This is a genomic window from Arthrobacter sp. MDT2-3, assembly GCF_059090465.1.
This window is the reverse complement of record NZ_JBNHFS010000003.1, coordinates 358197-379750: the sequence shown is the minus strand read 5'-3', so window position 1 is coordinate 379750 and position 21554 is coordinate 358197. Positions and strand designations below refer to the sequence as shown.

19 protein-coding genes are annotated in these 21554 nt (G+C 64.3%); 12 read left to right on the top strand and 7 right to left on the bottom strand.

Annotated features, from left to right (window positions below):
• Positions 1-27: 27 nt before the first annotated feature.
• Positions 28-2304 (bottom strand): hypothetical protein, encoded by a 2277-nt coding sequence (locus tag AC5RUQ_RS11705; protein ID WP_493947483.1) that lies wholly within the window; start codon positions 2302-2304, stop codon positions 28-30.
• A 76-nt stretch (positions 2305-2380) separates the two neighbouring features.
• Positions 2381-3313, bottom strand: coding sequence for a glycoside hydrolase family 43 protein (locus AC5RUQ_RS11700; RefSeq protein ID WP_493947482.1), 933 nt, complete (start codon positions 3311-3313; stop codon positions 2381-2383).
• Positions 3314-3432: 119 nt separating this feature from the next.
• On the opposite strand from AC5RUQ_RS11700, the gene AC5RUQ_RS11695 reads away from it, so the two are divergent.
• Positions 3433-4731: an ABC transporter substrate-binding protein gene (locus AC5RUQ_RS11695; protein WP_493947481.1), complete on the top strand. Its 1299-nt coding sequence runs from the start codon at positions 3433-3435 to the stop codon at positions 4729-4731.
• 48 nt (positions 4732-4779) lie between these two features.
• Here the strand turns inward: AC5RUQ_RS11695 and AC5RUQ_RS11690 are convergent, their stop codons facing one another.
• The 5 genes from AC5RUQ_RS11690 to sdhC all read right to left on the bottom strand — a co-directional run bounded on the left by AC5RUQ_RS11690 (position 4780) and on the right by sdhC (position 9241).
• Positions 4780-5556 (bottom strand): alpha/beta hydrolase family protein, encoded by a 777-nt coding sequence (locus AC5RUQ_RS11690; RefSeq protein WP_493947480.1) that lies wholly within the window; start codon positions 5554-5556, stop codon positions 4780-4782.
• A gap of 147 nt (positions 5557-5703) precedes the next feature.
• Positions 5704-6486 (bottom strand): succinate dehydrogenase iron-sulfur subunit, encoded by a 783-nt coding sequence (locus AC5RUQ_RS11685; protein ID WP_493947479.1) that lies wholly within the window; start codon positions 6484-6486, stop codon positions 5704-5706.
• 1 nt (position 6487) lies between these two features.
• Entirely contained in the window at positions 6488-8287 is a 1800-nt protein-coding gene (sdhA, locus tag AC5RUQ_RS11680) for a succinate dehydrogenase flavoprotein subunit (RefSeq protein ID WP_163164231.1), read from the bottom strand.
• A gap of 108 nt (positions 8288-8395) precedes the next feature.
• On the bottom strand, positions 8396-8857 hold the full coding sequence (locus AC5RUQ_RS11675) for a succinate dehydrogenase hydrophobic membrane anchor subunit (RefSeq protein WP_050055919.1): 462 nt from the start codon (positions 8855-8857) through the stop codon (positions 8396-8398).
• Positions 8858-8860: 3 nt separating this feature from the next.
• Entirely contained in the window at positions 8861-9241 is a 381-nt protein-coding gene (gene sdhC / locus AC5RUQ_RS11670; RefSeq protein WP_015936418.1) for a succinate dehydrogenase, cytochrome b556 subunit, read from the bottom strand.
• A 297-nt stretch (positions 9242-9538) separates the two neighbouring features.
• On the opposite strand from sdhC, the gene AC5RUQ_RS11665 reads away from it, so the two are divergent.
• The 11 genes from AC5RUQ_RS11665 (at position 9539) to AC5RUQ_RS11615 (ending at position 21549) form a co-directional block, all read left to right on the top strand.
• Positions 9539-10672 (top strand): mannose-1-phosphate guanylyltransferase, encoded by a 1134-nt coding sequence (locus AC5RUQ_RS11665; protein ID WP_493947478.1) that lies wholly within the window; start codon positions 9539-9541, stop codon positions 10670-10672.
• A 74-nt stretch (positions 10673-10746) separates the two neighbouring features.
• The gene (locus tag AC5RUQ_RS11660) at positions 10747-11946 is read left to right on the top strand and encodes an amidohydrolase (RefSeq protein WP_163164233.1); all 1200 of its coding nucleotides are present in this window, start codon (positions 10747-10749) and stop codon (positions 11944-11946) included.
• Between the two features lie 118 nt (positions 11947-12064).
• Positions 12065-12499: a MarR family winged helix-turn-helix transcriptional regulator gene (locus AC5RUQ_RS11655; RefSeq protein ID WP_493947477.1), complete on the top strand. Its 435-nt coding sequence runs from the start codon at positions 12065-12067 to the stop codon at positions 12497-12499.
• Positions 12500-12548: 49 nt separating this feature from the next.
• Positions 12549-12977: an organic hydroperoxide resistance protein gene (locus tag AC5RUQ_RS11650; protein WP_493947476.1), complete on the top strand. Its 429-nt coding sequence runs from the start codon at positions 12549-12551 to the stop codon at positions 12975-12977.
• The gene (locus AC5RUQ_RS11645; protein WP_493947475.1) at positions 12974-14002 is read left to right on the top strand and encodes an NADP-dependent oxidoreductase; all 1029 of its coding nucleotides are present in this window, start codon (positions 12974-12976) and stop codon (positions 14000-14002) included. The genes AC5RUQ_RS11650 and AC5RUQ_RS11645 overlap by 4 nt, the downstream gene beginning before the upstream one ends.
• A gap of 249 nt (positions 14003-14251) precedes the next feature.
• Entirely contained in the window at positions 14252-15361 is a 1110-nt protein-coding gene (locus AC5RUQ_RS11640; protein ID WP_493947474.1) for a BMP family lipoprotein, read from the top strand.
• 179 nt (positions 15362-15540) lie between these two features.
• Entirely contained in the window at positions 15541-17121 is a 1581-nt protein-coding gene (locus AC5RUQ_RS11635) for an ABC transporter ATP-binding protein (RefSeq protein ID WP_493947473.1), read from the top strand.
• Positions 17114-18487, top strand: a complete 1374-nt coding sequence (locus tag AC5RUQ_RS11630) for an ABC transporter permease (protein ID WP_493947472.1) — start codon at positions 17114-17116, stop codon at positions 18485-18487. The genes AC5RUQ_RS11635 and AC5RUQ_RS11630 overlap by 8 nt, the downstream gene beginning before the upstream one ends.
• Positions 18484-19809, top strand: a complete 1326-nt coding sequence (locus tag AC5RUQ_RS11625; RefSeq protein ID WP_493947471.1) for an ABC transporter permease — start codon at positions 18484-18486, stop codon at positions 19807-19809. Before AC5RUQ_RS11630 ends, AC5RUQ_RS11625 begins: the two co-directional genes overlap by 4 nt.
• Complete coding sequence (locus tag AC5RUQ_RS11620) at positions 19796-20221, top strand: cytidine deaminase (RefSeq protein WP_493947470.1); 426 nt, start codon at positions 19796-19798, stop codon at positions 20219-20221. The genes AC5RUQ_RS11625 and AC5RUQ_RS11620 overlap by 14 nt, the downstream gene beginning before the upstream one ends.
• Entirely contained in the window at positions 20218-21549 is a 1332-nt protein-coding gene (locus tag AC5RUQ_RS11615) for a thymidine phosphorylase (RefSeq protein ID WP_493947469.1), read from the top strand. Before AC5RUQ_RS11620 ends, AC5RUQ_RS11615 begins: the two co-directional genes overlap by 4 nt.
• The last annotated feature ends 5 nt before the right edge of the window (positions 21550-21554 follow it).

Sequence of the window (21554 nt, the reverse complement as noted above, 5' to 3'; positions counted from 1 at the left end):
GCAGGGGCTGCCACAACATTTGGGGTCTTAGGGTGCTGCCACCAGTCCTTCCCACTTCACGGTCCAGTCAGGCGGGAAGCCCGGGGCATTCCGGTCCGGTCCGTTGTCCCACCCCGCCGCCATCAGTGCTGCGGCGGCGAGCAGCCCGCCGTTGCCGGGCAGGTACAGCGGCAGGGAGTCTGTTTGGCGGTTATGTCCGTTGGGCAGTACCCGGTTCTTCTCGGCGTCGAGCAGGAGCGCGTTGACAGCAGCCTCCGGGTCCTCAAGTCGGGCGGCAGTCATTGCCATGACAGGGTAGTCCCAGCCCCAGGTACTGCCCCAGTCCCAGTCAGCAAGGACATCGGCGAGCGTTGCCCGCATAATGTCCTCGTCGATCAGGTCTGTCTTGGGCACGACGCCGAGGGCACAGAGCATTGAGGGGTGGTCCGTCCTGATGGTGAACGGTTCCACGTCGATGGCGGCGTAAACACCACCGGCCGCGCGTGGCTTTACCAGACCATCGGCCACCCTCCGCCAGGCTCCGACAGGTTCGAGCCCCAACCGTTCCCGCCACACGGATGCAGTCCGAAGGGCCCACTGCCAATACGCCAACTCGAAGGTGGGATTGGTGACGGACGCCCGGATGGAGCCGTAGCTCTCCTGCGCGGGAATCAGGGGCGGGCCCAGTTCAAATCCGCGCGCTGTGGAATGCGCGAAGCTGGCCATAAAAGCAGCTGACTCGAAGACGATCTCCGCGAACTCTTCGAGTACCTCCCGGCCGGGATTGGAGCGGTATACGAGTTCGGCCAAATAGATGGGATGCGGCTGCTGCCAGATCAGGAAGGTCCCGATGGGACTGGGGCTTTCCCGCCCGTCCGGGCCTACCTGCTTTGGCCAGCGCGCGCCGTCGAAACCCTGCGTCCTGGCAGTCTGCCGGGAGGTCTCCAACACTGTGGAGTACCACCGCAACGACGGAAGCAGGAGGCCCACACGGTTCCAGAGCGCAAAGTGCGCGGCGTGCCACCAGTGCATTTCCAGGTGGAAGCGGCCTCGCCACGAATTGCATACGAGCCCTGTTTCCTGTGGGGGCATGGAGCCCGAACAGTTGACCGCGGTCAGGTACTGCGAAAGAACGATCCGGCGCTCGAGTTCCTTGGCTCGCGGATCGTCCGTCGCATCGAGCTGGATTGCCCCGCCCGAGGTCCAGAACCGAGGCCAATACGCCTCCGAGGCGGCGGCCACGCTGCTGCCGGCCTCAAGCCTGTTGTGCTGCGAAAGGCCGACGGCGCCCCGGCCTGATGCAGCATTGCCCGGCTTTGTTGCCGGCATGGTCACGTCCTTGTCGCCTCGCGGGACGCAATCGCCGTCCCCGGCCGAGATGAAGGCAAGACTGCAGTCAAGGACATCCGGACGGTCCCGTACGCCGTTGTCGGGCGTTATCCGGAGGTGGTGCTGCCCGGTCTGTTCCACCTTGATCCGGCGTCCGGTGATCAGCACCTGGTAGCGGGAGTTGTCCAACTCGCGGCGGACGGTCCAGCAGGTGGAACCGGCGTGCTGTTGGGAGCCCGTGGGTTCGCCGAGACTGGTGGTGTGGGCGTCCGGGCTGTTCCAATCGGCGGCATCGTGCCACGACTCCGAGCCGTAGGGAAAATCGATGCCAATCACTAAACCGTCACGGAGAGCGGGCGACTCCACGCGAAGCCCGAGTTCGTCGCGGTGGGGGTGGCATGCGGTGGTGACAGTGACCGGCTGACCGGCCAGAGTGAAGCGGCTGGTTACTACGCCGGTCCACAGGTCGAGCGTTTGTTCGGTGTCGGTGACATCAGCTTCGGTGACGGCGCGTGCTGTCCCGGCCTCGACCAGACTGAAGCCGATGCGTCCCAGATCCAGGCGGTGCGGGTTGGCGCGCAGCCACGTTTCTGCAAGGGAGGTGTCGGTTTCCCGGTCGTTGACGATTTCGCCCACCATGTCCACATATGGCACCGGCCCGCGCGGCGAGTCGTAGAGGACCGTGGAGTCCGCCACGTCATACTCTTGCGCCGGGAGGGTGGCATGCCACCCCCATTGGGCCTGCGTGCCAAGAAGCGTTCCTGGCGGAAGATCCTCCCTCGAGCCCACTGGGTAGGCGTCCGGCAGCGATTGAAGCCCGGTCAGATCCATGGTGAAAGCGAACTCGCCATTGCCCACGGACACGGGGCTTGTTGGGTCAAAGGCCAGCTGGCGGACATTGTGACGCCGGACGAGTTCTTCCCTCTTGATCATGCCGCCTGTTGCGGCGCCGGGGGAAGGGAGAACCGGGGGAGTATCGGTGGTTTGGCTGTGCAATGTGCACGCCCTCCTGAAGGAAGAGACGTAAGAAAGCGTTTTCTGAGTTCCATCCTTGTAGCGGCTCAAGCCCCTGTCAAGCCTCGGGCCGGTACGGGTCGGCCAGTTCCGGTGTCGATTCGAGCACGACTGTGTCCTCGAGCTCCCGAAGGGCATAAAACGAAGCTCTTTCGTGGGGGCTGGTATTCGGCTGGTGCAAAGTCAGGAAGAGTCCACCATCCAAGGTGCGGGCAATCATGCCATGGCCACCATCCGTGCTCCAGAGCGGTTCGGCTTCCTGGGTCCAGGGGCCCAGTACTGTCCCGGACGCACTGCGTGCAATGCCCATGGCGTATCCGTGATCGCCGAAGCTTGACCACAGCATGAGCAGCTTGCCGCTGCTGAGCCTGAACAAGTAGGGGCCATCGGTGACGTAGGCAGGGTGGGCTAGGTGCTTTGTCGAGGGAACGTCCAAGGGGTGTGACCATGGGGCATCCGACGCGTTGAACAGCAATGTTGTAGTTCCCACTGCGCTGCGGAGGTCGGGCGTCAGGCGCTGGGCCATGATCGCGCCGTCGTGGATCTGCTTCCATTCATGGCAAAAGACCATCCAAGGTACTCCTTCCCCGTCCACGTGGAGCGTCCCGTCCAGGCAATGCCAGTTCGATGGGGTGACGGGGCCGTCGCTCCAAGGCGTGTAGGGCCCCGCCGGGAGGTCGGCTGAAAGTATCTGTGTGCCGCGGAAATGGCCTGGCGCCGTAAAGGTCGCAAACATAAAGTACTGCCCTTGGTAGGCATGCACTTCCGGCGCCCAGTACTGCTCCTGGCTCCAGAAGTGCGGTGGCGGCCGGAAGCTTGGAAGGGGCCCCTCCCAACGGACCAAGTCCGTGCTCCGGTAGCAGTCGAAGCCGGTAGCAGGCCCGGACCAGATGTTCTGGTCTGTGCTGCCGAACAGAAGATACTCCCCGGCGTCAGGGAGTGTGAGGACGAAGGTGTCCCGGATCGGTATCTCGCTGAGTTGCAGTGCCATGCTGTCCATTCCGTGCAATCCCGAGGCCGCAGCCCCCGGCGGAGTGACCTATTGACCCTTGATCCGGGTCTTGATACGTTTCAGGAAACCGTTTTCTTCTCGGGAAAGAAGCTTACCGAATGGCGCGTAATGTCCTCAGGAACGTTCGCAAATCCGTCGCAATGCTCTCAGCCGTGGGGATGCTGAGCCTCACAGCAGCTTGTTCCAGTCCGTCCAACCAGGCGCAGGACGGCCCTGTTGAAATTCGCTTCTCGTGGTGGGGTAACGAGGGACGCGCCCAGCTGACCAACAAAGCCATCGCGGAATTTGAGGCCGCCAACCCGAACATCAAGGTGAAGCCGGAGTATGGCGACATCAGTGGCTATTTTGACAAGCTTGCCACGCAGGTGGCGGCCAATGATGCCCCAGACGTCATCACCATGGGCGGCGCGCATCCGGCGGAATATGCCAACCGGGGGGCATTGCTGGATCTGTCGAAGGTCAGCGGCTCACTGGACTTGTCAAACATGGACCAGGGAGCGCTCGAGAACGGCCAGGTCCAAGGCACACAATATGGTGTGTCCACCGGTGCCAATGCACTCGCTATTGTCGCGAACCCCGCCGTCTTCAAGGCGGCCGGCGTTGAACTTCCCGATGACAGCAAGTGGAGTTGGGACGACTTCGCGAGAACCGCTGCCGACGTGACGGCCAAGAGCCCCAAAGGAACCTACGGCACGGCAACGGTCCTCACGCACGATTCGCTGGACGCCTTCGCCCGCCAGCAGGGAGAATCGCTGTACACCGAGGACGGCCAGCTCGGCCTGGGCATGGGAACGGTGCAGGACTACTTCGAATACTCGCTGAAGCTGAGCGAGTCGGGGGCGGCGCCGAATGCTTCCGAGACCGTGGAGAAGCTCAATGTCAGCACTGAGCAGACCCTGATGGGGATGGGCCAGGCAGGCATGATGCTTACGTGGAGCAACTCCTTGTCCGCCCTCAGTAAGGCCTCAGGCGCTGATCTGAAGTTGCTTAAGCTCCCCGGCGAGACGCCCACTCCCGGAATTTGGCTCCAGTCCTCGCAGTTCTACACCATCTCCGCACGCAGCCAGCACACCGATGCTGCGGCCAAACTGGTGAACTTCCTGGTGAACAATGATTCCGCAGCCAAGATCATCCAGAGCGACCGCGGTGTACCCAGCAACTCCGACATGCGTTCCACGATCCAGGATCTGCTGACGCCGCAGGGCAAGGTGGAGGCCGAGTACATTGACCAGATCGGCAAGATGGACTTTGCCCCTACCTACATTGGGCCCACCGGATCAACGGCGGTTTCGGAAATCACTGCCCGCATCAACACTGATGTCCTGTTCAAGCGGCTTTCACCCGAAAAAGCGGCGGAGCAGTGGATCAGCGAAAGCAAAGCTGCCATCGGCAAGTAGGCGGAAGCCGCAAAGGCGGAACGCCGCCGGCGGCGGCGGCCGGCGGCGTCAGGAAGGGTTTCCGGCGTCGAGGTACTGGTCGGCCCAGGCAGCGATGATCCGGGCGGCACGCGCGGCTTGGCCCTTTCCGGTCAGGAGGTGGTCGCTGCCTTCGAGGGACACGAAGTTCCGCGGGTGGCGGGCTGTCTGGAAGATGGTGCTGGCGTTCTCGATTCCCACGGTGTTGTCCGTGGGGGAGTGAAGCACCATAAGCGGCTTGTGCAGTTGCTTGATGCAGTCCGTCAGGTCGGCATTCTCGAGGTCCTCAACAAAATGCTTGCGGATCTCCACCCGTTTTCCGCCGAGGTCCACCTCGGCCGAGCCTTCGCTCAGGATTTTGTCCAGCGCAGCGTCGAAGACATGCGCCACGTGCTTGGGTGAGAAGGGTGCCCCAACGGTAGCGACGGCGTCGAGCTCGGGGATCTCCCGCGCTGCAGCCAGCACCGCGGCTCCGCCGAAGGAATGGCCCACCAGCAGGGATATTTGCTTGCCCTCGCTGCGCATAAACTCCGCCGCCTTCACCGTGTCCGCCACCTTGTGGCTGAAGGAACCCGCGGACCACTCACCGGCGGAGCCGCCCAGGCCCAGATTGTCGAACCGGAGCATGCCGACGCCGCTGTCCGCCAGCGCCTTGCACATCCGCGAGGCGGAGGGCGCGTCCTTTCCGAGCGTGAACCCGTGGGAGAAAACGCCCCAACCCTTAATCGGGCCCTCCGGGACGTCGATGATGCCGGAGAGCATCTCGCCGGTGGAACCTGCGAAGGAAACTTTTTCAGAGCGGGACACGGCGTCCCCTTTCGTTTGGTACGAATGGCTGTGGGCCCACGCCCGCCGGGTTCCCTGGCCGAGCTCAGGGGGCGGGTGGGGAGAAACGACGACGGCGCTGTCCCCCCCTCGCGTGGGGGACAGCGCCGTCGTCCGCTAAATCCTAAGTCAGATCTTGCGGGAGAGAATGGCCTGCTTGACCTCTTGAATGGCCTGGGTGACCTGGATGCCGCGGGGGCATGCTTCGGAGCAGTTGAAGGTGGTGCGGCAGCGCCACACGCCTTCCTTGTCGTTGAGGATCTCCAGGCGCATGTCGCCTGCGTCGTCGCGTGAATCGAAGATGAAACGGTGCGCGTTGACGATTGCTGCCGGCCCGAAGTACTGGCCGTCCGTCCAAAACACCGGACAGGACGAGGTGCAGGCGGCGCAGAGGATGCACTTCGTGGTGTCGTCGAAGCGCTCACGGTCCTCGGCGGACTGAAGGCGTTCCCGGGTGGGCTCGTGGCCCTTGTTGATGAGGAACGGCATAACCTCGCGGTAGGACTGGAAGAACGGCTCCATGTCCACAATGAGGTCCTTCTCCACCGGCAGGCCCTTGATGGGCTCGACGGTGATGGGCTTGGAGGTGTCCAGGTCCTTCAGGAGCGTCTTGCAGGCGAGGCGGTTGCGGCCGTTGATGCGCATGGCATCGGACCCGCAGACGCCGTGGGCGCAGGAGCGGCGGAACGAGAGGCTGCCGTCGGTTTCCCACTTGACCTTGTGCAGGGCGTCGAGGACACGGTCGGTGCCGTACATGGTGAGGTGGAAGTCATCCCACGTGGCCTCCTCGGAAACTTCCGGGTTGTACCGGCGCACCCGCAGGTGCACATCGAACGTGGGGATTTCGCCGCCCCCGCCGACACCGGCAGGCAGTTCAATCTTTGAGGCTGGCTCAGCGATTTCAGCGGTCATCTTAGTACTTCCTCACCATCGGCTCGTAGCGGGTAAAGACAACCGGCTTGGTGGCCAGGCGGATGCCGGCGATTGATTCTGCCGATCCGTCCGCCGGGGCGTGGTCGTCCTTGTACGCCATGGAGTGCTTCATAAATTTTTCGTCGTTGCGTTCCGGGAAGTCTTCGCGGAAGTGTCCCCCGCGGGATTCCTCGCGGTGCAGGGCCGCCACGGTCATCACCTTGGCCAGTTCCAGCAGGAAGCCGAGTTCCACGGCCTCGAGCAGGTCAAGGTTGAAACGCTTGCCCTTGTCCTGGACATTGATGCGCTTGTAGCGCTCCTCGAAGGATGCGATGTCGCGCAGCACTTGGTTCAGGGTCTCCGCGGTGCGGAACACCTGCATGTTGGCGTCCATGGTGTCCTGCAGTTCCTTGCGGATCACAGCCACCTTTTCATCACCGGTGCCGTTGCGGGCAATGTCCAGCAACTCAGTGGTGTAGGCGATGGGGTTCTCCGGCAGCTCCACGAAGTCAGCCGTCCTGGCGTACTCTGCCGCAGCGATACCGGCACGCTTGCCGAAGACGTTGATGTCAAGCAGCGAGTTGGTGCCCAAACGGTTGGAACCGTGGACGGAGACGCATGCGACCTCGCCGGCTGCGTACAGGCCGGGGACCACTGTGTCGTTGTCCTGCAGGACTTCGGTGGTGATGTTGGTGGGGATGCCGCCCATGGCGTAGTGCGCGGTCGGGAACACGGGGACGGGCTCCGTGTAGGGCTCAACGCCCAGGTAGGTGCGGGCGAACTCTGTGATGTCCGGGAGCTTCGCATCGATGTGTGCGGGCTCCAGGTGCGTGAGGTCCAGGAGGACGTAGTCCTTGTTCGGGCCGCAGCCGCGGCCTTCGCGGACCTCGTTGGCCATGGAACGGGCCACGATGTCACGGGGCGCCAGGTCCTTGATGGTGGGGGCGTAGCGCTCCATGAACCGCTCACCCTCGGAGTTGCGCAGGATGGCGCCTTCGCCGCGGGCGGCCTCGGAAAGGAGGATGCCCAGGCCGGCCAGGCCGGTCGGGTGGAACTGGAAGAACTCCATGTCCTCCAAGGGGATGCCGCGGCGGAACGCGATGCCCATGCCGTCACCGGTGAGGGTGTGGGCGTTGGAGGTGGTCTTGAAGACCTTGCCGGCGCCGCCGGAGGCGAACACTACCGACTTGGCCTGGAACACGTGGAGCTCGCCTGACGCGAGGTCGTAGGAGACCACGCCGGCAACGCGCTTCTGCTTGTACGGGGTGCCGTCCTCGCGGACCGCATCCTCTTCGACCGTCAGGAGGTCCAGCACGTAGTACTCGTTGTAGAACTCGACGTTGTGCTTGACGCAGTTTTGGTACAGGGTCTGCAGGATCATGTGGCCGGTGCGGTCAGCGGCGTAGCATGCACGGCGGACGGGAGCTTTGCCGTGGTCGCGGGTGTGGCCGCCGAACCGGCGCTGGTCAATCCGTCCTTCCGGCGTGCGGTTGAACGGCAGGCCCATCTTCTCCAGGTCCAGCACGGCGTCGATGGCCTCTTTGGCCATGACCTCTGCCGCGTCCTGGTCAACCAGGTAGTCGCCGCCCTTGACGGTGTCGAACGTGTGCCATTCCCAGTTGTCTTCCTCGACGTTGGCAAGGGCTGCACACATGCCGCCCTGCGCCGCACCCGTGTGCGAGCGGGTGGGGTAGAGCTTGGTCAGTACTGCTGTGCGGGCGCGTTGACCGGACTCGATCGCGGCGCGCATGCCAGCGCCACCGGCACCGACGATGACGACGTCGTACTTATGGACCTGCATACCAGACGCTCTTTCTCTCAAAATTCGCAATAAAACAACGGGCGGGCGTTACCCGCTCCGCAAAACAAGGCCCGCGGTTGTACCCGCGGGCCCGGGATGCCGCCGGTGCTAGGCAGGGCAGAATCCGCCAGGCAGGGGAACGCCGTCCACCACGGGGCACGGATCGAAGGTGAAGATCACCAGGGTTCCCAGGACGATGATGACGACGGTGGCCGAGTACAAGACCGTCTTCAGCCAGCGGCGGGTTGAATCCTTTTCGGCGTAGTCGTTAATGATGGTGCGTACGCCGTTGGTCCCGTGCAGCATGGCCAGCCACAGCATGGTGAGGTCCCAGAACTGCCAGAACGGGTCTGCCCACTTGCCGGCCACGAAGCCGAAGTCGATGGCGTGGATGCCTTCGCCCACCAGGAGATTCACAAAAAGGTGACCGAAGATGAGGACCACCAGCACCACGCCGGAGAGCCGCATGAACAGCCAGGCAATCATTTCGAAGTTGCCCCGGCTTCCACCGGTGCGGCGGTACTGGGGGGCGATGCGCCCGCTGCGCGGGCTCTCAATCGTTGCAGACATGGCTTAGTGACCTCCGAGCGCAAGGGACAGATGGCGGATGGAGAAGGCGACCATGGTGACCACCCAGAGGCCCAGGACTGCCCAGAGCATCTGGCGCTGGTACTTGGCGCCCTTCTTCCAGAAGTCCACCGCAATGATGCGCAGGCCGTTGAAGGCGTGGAAAACGATGGCGGCAACAAGTCCGGTCTCACCCAGGGCCATCAGGGGGTTCTTGTAAGCACCGATCACCGCGGTGTAGGCCTCCGGGGACACCCGTACCAAGGAGGTGTCCAGGACATGGACCAACAAGAAGAAAAAGATCACTACACCGGTAATACGGTGTCCTACCCAGGACCACATGCCTTCACGGCCGCGGTACAAGGTGCCAGCTGGTTTTGTCGGCACTGATAAACCTCCCTGCAACACAGCGGCGCTGGCATGAGATCCACGCGGGGGGAACGCCTGCTGCGAGAGCACTCGTAGCTCAGGGCCTAAATCTAGGCGCCGCTAACAGCTTATTCAATTTAGGAACTCCTTGGTGCCCAGCAGCGGCAAGGATTCTGCCGATTAATGAGACAAACACCACACTCTCCTGCGCATCAGGCTGACTTTGTTGCGGCCGCGGGGCCCGGAGGGGGCTTAAGCTGCGCCGAAGCGGGCCGAAAGGGCTGCCCGGTACCGGGTCGGCTAAAGTAGGCCGTGATGAGTACAGACAAAGTGACAAGCCCGGCTTCACCCCTTGACCGCTTTATCGCGGTGATCCCGGCAGGCGGAGTGGGGACCCGCCTATGGCCCCTGTCGCGAGCCGCGGCTCCCAAGTTCCTGCACGATCTCACCGGTTCGGGCAGCACCTTGCTGCGCGCCACCTACGACCGGCTGCACCCGCTCGCCGGAAGCCGGATGTTGGTGGTCACCGGCAAGGCCCACCGTGAAGCGGTGTGCCGGCAGCTTCCCGAACTTCAGGATTCGGACCTGGTCCTGGAGTCCGAGCCCAAGGATTCCGCCGCGGCGATCGGCCTTGCAGCCGCCATCCTCCACGAGCGCGATCCGGACACCATCATGGGTTCCTTCGCCGCCGACCAGGTGATCAGCCCCGAAGACCTTTTCCAGAAAGCTGTCCGCGAGGCGATCCACACAGCCGCTGCCGGCAAGATTGTGACCATCGGCATCAAGCCCACCCACCCGTCCACCGGGTTCGGCTACATCCGCTCCGGACAGGACCTGCACATCGAAGGCGCCCCCAGTGCCCAGGATGTGGTGGAGTTCGTAGAGAAGCCGAACGAGGAAGTTGCCCAGCAGTACGTGGACAGCGGCAACTACGTCTGGAACGCGGGCATGTTCGTGGCGCCCGTCGCACTGCTGCTCAAGCACCTGGAAGCCAACCAGCCCGCGCTGTTCCAGGGCCTGCAGGAAATCGCGCGCGCCTGGGACACCCCCGCCCGCAACGAAGTGACGGCGCGCGTGTGGCCCACGCTGCCAAAGATCGCCATCGATTACGCCGTTGCCGAACCTGCGGCCGAAGCCGGGGACGTCGCCGTCGTGCCCGGCTCCTTCCGCTGGGACGACGTCGGCGACTTCGCTTCCGTGGGCCGGCTCAACAGTGCCAAGGAAGTGGATGACGTCACGGTGCTGGGGGAGGGCGCGCGCGTCTTCACCGAGAACTCCAGCGGCGTGGTGGTGACGGACACCAAGCGCGTCATCGCGCTGATCGGAATCCAGGACGTTGTCATCGTGGACACCCCCGATGCGCTGCTGGTAACCACCATGGCCAACTCGCAGCGGGTCAAAGCAGCAGTTGACGCGCTGAAGGCCAGCGGGGATACCGACGTTCTCTGAGGCCCCGCGGTCCCCGGATGTAACGCGGGGACCGCGATGGCCCGGATTCCAGCGACCCTCGCTAGAGTGAAGCAGTGCGCAATTACACTACGGAAGCAGAGCCCACCGCCCTGGTGGCTCCATGGCTTGAGCCGCTCCTGCCGGAACTGATTGATTTCCGCCGGGACCTGCATGCGCATCCGGAACTGTCCTTCAAGGAATTCCGCACTACCGACAAGCTGGCTGACAGGCTGGAAGCTGCAGGCCTCAGCCCGCGCCGCCTTGAGGGCACCGGGCTTACCGTGGATGTGGGGGAAGGCCCCATCGCCACTGCCCTTCGCGGTGATATCGATGCCCTTCCCATCATCGAGGAAACGGGCTTGCCCTTTGCCTCCAAAAATCACGGTGTGACCCATGCGTGCGGCCACGACGTGCATACCACCACCATGCTGGGCATCGCCCTGGTACTGCACAGGATGCACCAGGAGGAGCCGCTTGGCGCCACCGTACGCATCATTTTCCAGCCCGCCGAGGAAACCATGCCGGGCGGCGCGCACTCGTGCATTGAACAGGGGGTCCTGGACGGGGTTCCCCGGATCCTGGCCCTGCATTGTGACCCGCGCATCGAAGTGGGCAAGATCGGCACGCGCATCGGTGCCATCACCTCGGCCTCCGACACCATCCGGATCGAACTTTCCGGCCGCGGCGGCCACACGTCCCGCCCGCACCTGACCGAGGACCTTGTGTTCGCATTGGCGCAGATTGCCGTCAACGTCCCGGCTGTTCTCTCCCGCCGCGTGGACGTCCGTAGCGGGGTTTCCGTAGTGTGGGGCCAGATTTCGGCCGGCTCCGCCCCCAATGCCATTCCCGGCACCGGTTATATGGCAGGGACCATGCGCTGCCTGGACCGCGAGGCGTGGCACGCCGCCGGTGAACTGCTCGATGAGGTGGTGCACCAGGTGGCTGCCCCCTACGGCGTTGACGTCCGCCTTGAGCACACCAGGGGAGTGCCGCCGGTGGTGAACTCCGAGCACGAAACAGCCATCATCGAAGCATCCGCCCGCGCCGAAATCGGTGAAAGCGCCGTAGTACTGACCCCGCAGTCGATGGGCGGGGAGGACTTCGCCTGGTTCCTCGCGGAGCTGCCGGGCGCCATGATGCGGCTCGGCACCAAGACCCCAGGCGGCGAGGAATACGACCTCCACCGCGGCGACTACATCCTGGACGAACGGGCCCTGGGCCTTGGCATCCGGGTCCTCACCGCTGCGGCGTTGCGCACCATCCGCGACCTGTAATCCCAAAGACGCGGACGCCGTGGGGCTTCACGGCCGCCGCGTCACTGCATATGAGCGTCCCCAGGAAGGCTCTTGCAGTTAAGTTGTGTGCAATTCAATTGTCCCCTATAGTCTTTTTATGACTGATGCTCCACGGCTGGACCGCCAAGTGTGCTTTGCCCTCTATTCGGCCTCCCGTGCCGCGACTGCGGTCTACCGGCCGGTCCTCGACGAGCTCGGCCTGACTTATCCCCAGTACCTGGTGATGCTGGTGCTCTGGGAGGACGAGCCGCGCGGGGTGAAGGAGCTGGGCGAGGAGCTCGGCCTTGATTCCGGCACGCTGTCACCCCTGCTGAAGCGCCTGGAGTCCCTGGGCCTGGTGGAGCGCCGCCGGTCCGGTGAGGACGAGCGCCGCGTCGCCATCCACCTGACGGCCGCCGGAGGGGAACTGAGCAGCAAGGCTGGCGCCCTGCCGAAACGGCTGGCCCGGGCTGCAGGGCTGACCACCGAGGAGCTCGACCAGCTGCACAACACCCTGGCCCGGCTGACGGCCGCCCTGCATAACGCCCGCTGACTGCATCAGTCCGCAGTTTTCAATCCACCTACAGGACGGATACACCCCCGTGAAACCTCTTTACACTGCCCAGGCACTGGCCTCAGGCGAAGGACGCGACGGCAATGCGCGGACCAACGACGGCAAGCTGGACGTCACCCTGTCCAGCCCAGTGGAGCTGGGCGGAAACGGCCAGGGAACAAACCCGGAGCAGCTCTTTGCCGCCGGCTACGCGGCCTGCTTCCATTCCGCGCTCCGTCTCGTGGGCCGCAGGGAACGTGCCGACCTTACGGACTCGGCCGTGGCTGCCAAGGTCCACCTTGGCCAGCTGGACAATTCAGGTTTCGGCCTTGCCGCAGAACTGGAAATAGCGCTGCCCGCACTGGACCTGCCCACCGCCGAGGCGCTGGTCGCCAAGGCCCACGAGATCTGCCCCTACTCCAACGCGACGCGCGGAAACATCACTGTGGACATCAGGATCATGGAGTTCGCCGCATGAGCCTCGGAACCCTTCCCGCCACCACCCGCGAAATCCAGCTGGCCTCCCGCCCGGTGGGACGGCCGGCGCCGGGAAACTTCCGGCTTGCAGAAGCCCCGCTGCCTGAACTTGCCGACGGCCAGATCCTGGTTCGGAACCTCTACATGTCCGTCGACCCGTACATGCGCGGACGGATGAATGACGCGAAGTCGTACTCCGCGCCGTTTGCCCTGGACAAAGCGCTCGACGGCGGTGCTGTGGGGGAGGTTATCGCGTCCCGGTCTGAAGCGCACAAGGAGGGGGACGTCGTCGTGCATCCCCTCGGGTGGCGGGAGTATTCCGTGGTGGATGCGGCCGCCGCCACGCCCGCGCGGACTGACCTTGCCCCCGCTTCGGCTTTCCTGGGTGCGCTGGGTATGACCGGCCTGACGGCATACGCCGGACTGCTGAAGGTGGCTGCGTTTGTGCCCGGCGACGCCGTCTTCGTTTCGGGCGCGGCAGGTGCCGTGGGTTCCCTGGTTGGCCAGATTGCCAAGGCCATGGGCGCCTCCCGCGTGATCGGCTCGGCGGGCTCGCCCGCAAAGGTTGCCCGGCTCCTTGAGCTGGGTTTTGACGCGGCGTTCGATTACCACGACGGTCCCGTGCGCGAACAGCTGAAGAAGGCTGCCGGTCCGGACGGCATCGATGTCTATTTCGACAATGTGGGCGGCGAGCACCTCGAGGCAGCCCTGGCCACCCTGAACGTCGGAGGGCGGGTGGCCATGTGCGGGGCCATCGCGCAGTACAACTCAACGGAGCCGACGCCGGCACCGCACAACCTGATGCTGGCCATCGGCAAACAGCTCACCCTCCGGGGCTTCCTGGTGGGCGGCCAGCGGCAACACGCCGTTGAGTTCGCGGCCGCAATGGCCGGCTGGCTGGCTGACGGCACCGTCCGGTATGACGAGACCATCGTGGATGGGCTTGAAAATGCCCCGCAGGCCTTTATGGATCTGCTGGACGGAGCCAATACCGGCAAGATGCTGGTCCGCCTCCAGTCCCAGTAACAGCAGCCGGACCAAGGAGGGGTGCCGCGTCACGGAGCGGCACCCCTACTGGTTGGTAACAACTTGTCAACAATCTCCGGGAACGGGGCCCGCTGTGCTATTGGGACGTGGTGCAGGCCACTAAAGTAGTTGCCATTAGTGCGCTCAGGCGCAGTGCTGCGGGACCTCAGTGAAAACAGAATTTCAGTGTAGAAACGGACACTCATTGAATTCGAGCCGCAGCGCCACTCTCTTCATCCTGGAGGAAAATTGAAGTCATCACTGCGTGCACACTTCAAGCGCGGTTCAATGGCCGGCCTGGCTACCGTCAGTGCTTCGGCCCTTCTGTTGACCGCCTGCGGCGCACCCCCCGAAGCCGGAAGCACCTCGTCCGCCGGAGCCACCGACTACACGGGCTGCATCGTTTCCGACTCCGGCGGATTCGACGACCAGTCCTTCAACCAGTCCTCCTACGAGGGACTGAAAAAGGCTGAAACCGATCTGGGCATCAAGGTGAACCAGGTGGAGTCGAAGACCAACAACGACTTCGAGCCCAACCTGCGCGCCATGGTCACCGCGGGCTGCGACCTCACCGTCACTGTTGGCTTCCTGCTGGGCGACGCAACCAAAGCACAGGCAACGGCCAACCCGGACAGCCACTTCGCGATTGTCGACTTCGGCTACGAGACACCCATCGACAACGTCAAGCCGATCATCTATGACACCGCCCAGGCAGCGTTCCTCGCGGGCTACCTTGCCGCCGGAACCACCAAGACCGGCACGGTGGCCACCTTCGGCGGCATCAAGATCCCCACCGTGACCATCTTCATGGACGGCTATGCCGACGGCGTGAAGTACTACAACGAGCAGAAGGGCAAGGACGTTAAGCTCCTTGGCTGGAACAAGGAGGCGCAGGACGGCAGCTTCACCGGCGACTTCGAGAAGCAGGACGTGGGCAAGCAGCTGACCCAGAACTTCCTGGACCAGGGTGCCGACATCGTGATGCCGGTCGCCGGGCCCGTAGGCAAGGGCGCCGGTGCTGCCCTGAAGGAAGCCAAGGCCGCCGGCAAGGACGTCAAGCTGATCTGGGTTGACTCCGACGGCTACCTCACCGCTCCGGACTACAAGGACATCATGCTGTCCTCCGTCATGAAGACGATGGGTGAGGCCGTGGAAGCTGTGGTGAAGGACGACAAGGACGGCAAGTTCAGCAACACCCCGTACGTGGGAACGCTGGCCAACGAAGGTGTACAGCTGGCTCCGTTCCACGACCTCGAATCCCAGGTTCCCGCTGAGCTGAAGAGCGAGCTGGAGCAGATTAAGAAGGACATTGTGGACGGCAAGCTGAAGGTGGAGTCCGCCGCCAGCCCCAAGGCCTGATTCCCGCTTGAAGCGCCACCCCCGGTTGGTCAATGACTGGCCGGGCGTGGCGCTTTTTGCTGTTGCCTTCCTCTTTCGGGTTACCGCCCGCTCATCCTCCGACTGCACCGACTAGGCTGGTGCTGCAGCCACATATCCCGTCCGGTCGATCACTGGACGCTTCGAGATTGGTCAGAGTTGTGAAACTTGAACTCAGAGGGATCACTAAACGCTTCGGGACCCTGCTAGCCAACGACCATATCGACGTGGTGGTTGAGCCCGGACAAATACACTGTCTCCTGGGCGAAAACGGGGCCGGAAAATCCACCCTGATGAACGTGCTGTACGGCCTCTACGAGCCGTCCGAGGGCGAAATCCTCGTTGATGACAAAGTAGTGTCCTTCCGCGGCCCCGGCGATGCGATGGCCGCCGGGATCGGAATGGTGCACCAGCATTTTATGCTGGTCCCCGTCTTTACGGTGGCCGAGAACGTGGCGTTGGGCGCAGAACCCACCAAGGCCGCCGGCTTCCTCAACCTGGAAGAGACGCGCCGCCGGATCAAGGAAATCTCCGATCAATACGGCTTCGACGTCGATCCGGACGCCCTGGTGGAGGACCTGCCGGTGGGCGTCCAGCAGCGCGTCGAAATCATCAAGGCACTGGTCCGCAACGCCAAGGTCCTGATCCTGGACGAGCCCACTGCCGTCCTGACGCCCCAGGAGACTGACGAACTGCTGGACATCATGCGCCAGCTCAAGGCCAGCGGCACGTCCATCGTGTTTATTTCGCACAAGCTGCGGGAAGTAAAGGAAGTCTCGGACACCATCACCGTGATCAGGCGCGGAAAGGTGGTGGGCACGGCGGACCCTGCTGCCCCCACTGCGGAACTCGCCTCCATGATGGTGGGGCGCGCCGTCAGCCTGAACCTGGATAAGGCACCCGCCCAGCCGAAGGAAAAAACCTTCGAAGTCCGGGACCTCACAGTCATCGCTCCCAACGGCCAGCACGTGGTGGACGGACTCAGCTTCGACATTGCCCGCGGCGAGATCCTGGCAGTAGCCGGCGTGCAGGGCAACGGCCAGACCGAGCTCACCGAAGCCATCCTTGGCCTCCAGGACCGGGTCTCCGGCTCCATCACGCTGGACGGCAAGGAACTGCTGGACCGGTCCGTCAAGGAAGTCCTGCACGCCGGCGTCGGATTCGTGCCGGAAGACCGCAAGGTGGACGGGCTGGTGGGCACGTTCTCCGTGGCCGAGAATTTGGTCCTTGATCTCTATGACAAGCCTCCCTTCGCGAAGGGCATCAGCATGAGCCCGGCGAAAATTCTGGAGAACGCCAAGGCCCGCATCGGCGAATTCGACGTGCGGACGCCATCGGCCGTAGCCGCGGCAGGTACGCTGTCCGGCGGCAACCAGCAGAAAGTGGTGATGGCGCGCGAGCTCTCCCGCCCGCTGCGGCTGTTCATCGCCTCCCAGCCCACCCGCGGCGTGGACGTGGGGTCCATCGAGTTCCTGCACCGCCGGATCGTGGCGGAGCGGGACCAGGGCACTCCCGTGATGATCATTTCCACCGAGCTGGACGAGGTCATGGAACTGGCCGACCGGATCGCGGTGCTCTACAAAGGCAAGCTGGTGGGCATCGTTCCGGCCGGCACCAGCCGCGACGTCCTGGGCCTCATGATGGCGGGTATTCCGCCCGAGGAACACGCCCATCCCACGGGGCAGGCGCCCTCTGCTGCCACGGCCTCCACTTCCGACGCCGAAGGAGGCGACCATGTCTGACAGGCATCCCCCCAAGCACGCGGCCGGCGAACACAGCGGCAAAGCGCACGAGGCAACGCCCGCTGCGGAGGAGACGGCCGCCGTCGTATCCGTTGATACTGCCGGCGGGGCCATGGAACCCTCCGCCGTTCCGGCCACTGCGCAAAGCGGGCAGCTTCCGGGCGGCCCGGACACGCTGCTCCGCAAGATCTTCACCGGGAGCGGCATGGTCTCCGTCCTGGCAGTGCTGCTTGCACTCGTCATCGGCGGACTCCTGATTGCCAGCACCGACAAACAGGTAGCCACCACGTCCACCTACCTCTTTGCCCGTCCCTCTGATTTCCTGTCAGCAGTGTGGAACGCCGCAACGCGCTCTTACGTGGCGCTGTTCCAGGGTTCGGTCTTCAACCCCCGGGGCAACAGCGTCGCGGCCCAGTTCGCACCGTTCATGGAGACGCTCACCATTGCCACGCCGCTGATTACGGCCGGCCTCGGCGTAGCATTGGCATTCCGCGCCGGACTCTTCAACATCGGTGCACAGGGACAGATCATTGTGGCCGGCATCCTTGCCGCCTGGGTTGGCTTCGCGCTGCACCTGCCGCTGGGGCTGCACCTGCTGCTGGTCCTGGTGGCCGGCATCATCGGCGGCGCTTTCTGGGGCGGACTCGTGGGGCTGCTTAAGGCCCGGACGGGGGCCCACGAAGTCATCCTGACCATCATGTTCAACTACATCGCGCTGTACTTCCTGCGCTACCTGTTGAACACGCCGGCGTTCCAGCGGCCGGGGGAGACGAACCCCATTTCGCCCATCCTTGATCCCACCGCCGTCTACCCGCAGATTTTCGGCACCCAGTACCGGCTGCACCTGGGCTTCCTCCTGGCCATTGCAGCCACCGTGCTGGTGTGGTGGCTCCTGAACCGCTCCACGGTGGGCTTCGAGTTCCGTGCCGTAGGTGCCAACCCAAGGGCAGCACAGACCGCGGGCATCAACGTTTCCCGCTCCACCATCCTGGTCATGGCCATTGCCGGCGGACTCGCAGGCATGTCCGGCGTCGCCCAGGTGGCGGGCACGGAGAAAGTCCTCACCGACGGCGTGGCTGCCACCTATGGATTCGACGCGATCACCGTCGCCCTGCTGGGACGTTCGACGCCTTGGGGTACCTTCGCTGCCGGCCTTCTGTTCGGTGCCTTCCGCGCCGGGGCCGTCCAGATGCAGATCCAGACCGGAACTCCCATCGATATCGTGTTGGTGGTCCAGTCCCTGATCGTCCTCTTCATTGCGGCTCCGCCGCTGGTGCGGGCCGTCTTCGGCCTGAACCCCCGCCGCAAGAAGCCTGCCCGCGCGGCCAAGTCCCGCCAGGCAGCCACAACCGGAGGTGCAGCATGAGCACAAAAGTATCGTCGCCCCTCTCCGGAAAGCCGCAGCCGGGTAACACCCTGGCAGGCACCGGCACGGCAGCCGTCTCAGCGAAGCCGGTGACCTGGCGCACGCCGGTCCTGCTCACGGCCTTCGGACTCATCGCCCTGGTCTTCTTCGGTCTGATGGCACCCAACCAGACCGCCAGTTTCGGGATCTCCACCGGCGAGGACTTTTTCCAGCTGCCTGCCCTGGAGGTGAACGCATTCGCCGCGGGTATCGTGTTGTCCGTCCTCCTGTTGGGCCTCGCAGCCTATGCGGTGTACCTCAAAACCCAGGACCGGCCGGCCCCGGGATGGCTGTCAGTTACCTTCATTGTCCTGTTCGTGGCCGCTTTCCTCATCTGGGTGGTGGGCGGTGCGCGTACCCCGAGCATCTCACTGGCCGGGCTCATCGCCGGGTCGGTCACCCTTGCTGTCCCGCTGGTGTTCGGTTCACTCTCCGGCGTCCTGTGTGAGCGGGTGGGCGTGGTCAACATCGCCATCGAGGGCCAGCTCCTCGGCGGCGCATTCACCGCCGCCATCGTTGCCAGCATGACGCAAAACCCCTTCATCGGGCTGCTGGCTGCCGCCGTGGCCGGGGCAGTCGTTTCCATGGTCCTGGCCCTGTTCAGCATCAAGTACCTCGTGAACCAGATCATCGTGGGCGTGGTGCTGAACGTCCTGGTCTCCGGCGTTACCGGTTTCCTGTTCAGCACGGTGATGCAGGCCAACAAGGCGCAGTTCAATTCGCCTCCCGGGCTGGACATCATCGAGATTCCCGTCCTGTCCAGCATCCCGATCATCGGGCCCATCCTTTTCCGCCAGTCGTTGGTGGGGTACCTGATGTACGTAGCGGTCCTGGTGGTTTGGGTAGGCCTCTTCAAAACCCGTTGGGGCCTGCGTGTACGCGCCGTCGGTGAACATCCGCAGGCGGCTGACACCCTGGGCATCAACGTCAATGCCACCCGGTTCTGGAACGTCACCCTCGGCGGGGCAGTAGCCGGCATCGGCGGTTCGTTCTTCACCCTGGTGGCGATCGACAGCTTCACCAAAGAAATCTCCGGCGGCCGCGGCTTCATCGCGCTGGCTGCCCTGATCTTTGGCCGGTGGAATCCGATCGGTGCTTTCTTCGCCGCCCTGCTGTTCGGGTTCGCCGACAACCTGCAGAGCATCGTGACCATCATTGGCACCCCGGTGCCCAGCCAGTTCATGGCCATGCTGCCCTACCTGGTGACGGTTCTGGCCGTGGCCGGGCTGGTGGGCAGGTCACGAGGGCCGGCTGCCAGCGGCATCCCGTATGTCAAGGGTTGACGGCGTGGCCGGCGAAGGGCACGTGGACTGGCCCGCACTGGAGGCCGCCGCCGTCGAAGCCATGCGAAAGGCCTACACGCCGTACTCCAAGTTTCCGGTGGGGGCGGCGGCCCTCACCGAGGACGGCCGGATCGTCAGCGGCTGCAACGTGGAGAACGCAAGCTACGGCCTGACCCTCTGCGCCGAATGCGCGCTGGTGGGGAACCTGCACATGACCGGCGGCGGCCTGCTCCGCGCGTTCTACTGCGTGGACGGCGCCGGCAACATCCTTATGCCCTGCGGGCGCTGCCGCCAGCTGCTGTACGAATTCCGTGCCTCCGGCATGGAGCTTATGACCACCCAAGGCATCAAGACCATGGACCAGGTGCTGCCGGACGCCTTTGGTCCCGAACACCTGGAGGGAACCCGATGACAGACACCGCCGCAGCGATCAACTTGGCCGAAGCGTTCGACGCCGTCGATATCATCCGCATTAAGCGGGACAAGGGCACACTGAGCCCGGAACAGATCGACTGGACCATTGACGCCTACACGCGGGGAGTCATCGCGGACGAGCAGATGGCCGCCCTGAACATGGCCATCCTGCTCAATGGCATGAACCGCAGCGAAATTGCCCGGTGGACGGCCGCAATGATCGCTTCCGGCGAGCGGATGGACTTCTCCAGCCTGCGCCGTCCGGACGGCGGGCTGAAGTACACCTCGGACAAGCACTCCACCGGAGGCGTGGGGGACAAGATCACCCTGCCGCTGGCGCCATTGGTAGCCGTGTTCGGCGTCGCCGTTCCCCAGCTCTCCGGCCGGGGACTGGGCCACACCGGCGGCACGCTGGACAAGCTGGAGGCCATCCCCGGCTGGCGGGCCTCACTCACCAACGAGGAGATGCTGGCCCAGCTCCAGGACGTGGGCGCCGTCATCTGCGCAGCAGGCGCAGGCCTGGCTCCGGCAGACAAGAAGCTCTACGCACTCCGGGACGTTACGGGCACCGTCGAGGCCATCCCGCTGATTGCCTCGTCCATAATGAGCAAGAAGATCGCCGAGGGCACCGGCTCGCTGGTCCTGGACGTCAAGGTGGGCAGCGGCGCCTTTATGAAGGATGAGGCCAAGGCCCGCGAGCTGGCGGAGACCATGGTGGCGCTTGGTAAGGATGCCGGGGTCAACACCGTGGCTCTGCTCACCAACATGAGCACGCCCCTGGGCCTGACTGCCGGCAACGCCATCGAGGTGGAGGAATCCGTCGAGGTGCTGGCGGGCGGCGGCCCCGGCGATGTGGTGGAGTTGACGGTCCGGCTCGCCGAGGAAATGCTCGCCGCTGCAGGAGTGCACGACGCCGATCCCGCCGCCGCCTTGAAGGACGGCCGTGCCATGGACGTCTGGAACCGGATGATCCAGGCGCAGGGCGGCGACCCGCGGGCCAAGCTGCCGGTGGCCCGGGAGTCCGAGGTAGTTTACGCCCCGGCCGATGGAGTGCTGGTGGAACTCGACGCCCTTGCTGTGGGGGTGGCAGCCTGGCGGCTCGGCGCAGGGCGGGCACGGAAAGAGGACATCGTGCAGGCAGGCGCGGGCGTCCGGATGCATGCCAAGCCCGGTGCCGTGGTCCGGGCGGGAGAGCCCCTGATGACCCTGCTCACGGATACTCCGGAACGGTTTGCCAGGGCCAAGGAAGCCCTGGAGAACGCGGCAGTCATCGCACCCGAGGGATCGCGGCCGGCGCAGCGCCTGATCATTGACCGCATAGCATAGGGACC

Excerpts from the sequence above, each read along its gene's own strand:
- AC5RUQ_RS11675 (WP_050055919.1), bottom strand. The coding sequence starts at position 8,857 with ATGTCTGCAACGATTGAGAGCCCGCGCAGCGGGCGCATCGCCCCCCAG.
- AC5RUQ_RS11615 (WP_493947469.1), top strand. The coding sequence starts at position 20,218 with ATGACAGACACCGCCGCAGCGATCAACTTGGCCGAAGCGTTCGACGCC.
- AC5RUQ_RS11645 (WP_493947475.1), top strand. The coding sequence starts at position 12,974 with ATGAGCCTCGGAACCCTTCCCGCCACCACCCGCGAAATCCAGCTGGCC.
- AC5RUQ_RS11700 (WP_493947482.1), bottom strand. The coding sequence starts at position 3,313 with ATGGCACTGCAACTCAGCGAGATACCGATCCGGGACACCTTCGTCCTC.
- AC5RUQ_RS11625 (WP_493947471.1), top strand. The coding sequence starts at position 18,484 with ATGAGCACAAAAGTATCGTCGCCCCTCTCCGGAAAGCCGCAGCCGGGT.
- AC5RUQ_RS11655 (WP_493947477.1), top strand. The coding sequence starts at position 12,065 with ATGACTGATGCTCCACGGCTGGACCGCCAAGTGTGCTTTGCCCTCTAT.
- AC5RUQ_RS11630 (WP_493947472.1), top strand. The coding sequence starts at position 17,114 with ATGTCTGACAGGCATCCCCCCAAGCACGCGGCCGGCGAACACAGCGGC.
- sdhA (WP_163164231.1), bottom strand. The coding sequence starts at position 8,287 with ATGCAGGTCCATAAGTACGACGTCGTCATCGTCGGTGCCGGTGGCGCT.
- AC5RUQ_RS11685 (WP_493947479.1), bottom strand. The coding sequence starts at position 6,486 with ATGACCGCTGAAATCGCTGAGCCAGCCTCAAAGATTGAACTGCCTGCC.
- AC5RUQ_RS11620 (WP_493947470.1), top strand. The coding sequence starts at position 19,796 with ATGTCAAGGGTTGACGGCGTGGCCGGCGAAGGGCACGTGGACTGGCCC.
- AC5RUQ_RS11665 (WP_493947478.1), top strand. The coding sequence starts at position 9,539 with ATGAGTACAGACAAAGTGACAAGCCCGGCTTCACCCCTTGACCGCTTT.
- AC5RUQ_RS11695 (WP_493947481.1), top strand. The coding sequence starts at position 3,433 with ATGGCGCGTAATGTCCTCAGGAACGTTCGCAAATCCGTCGCAATGCTC.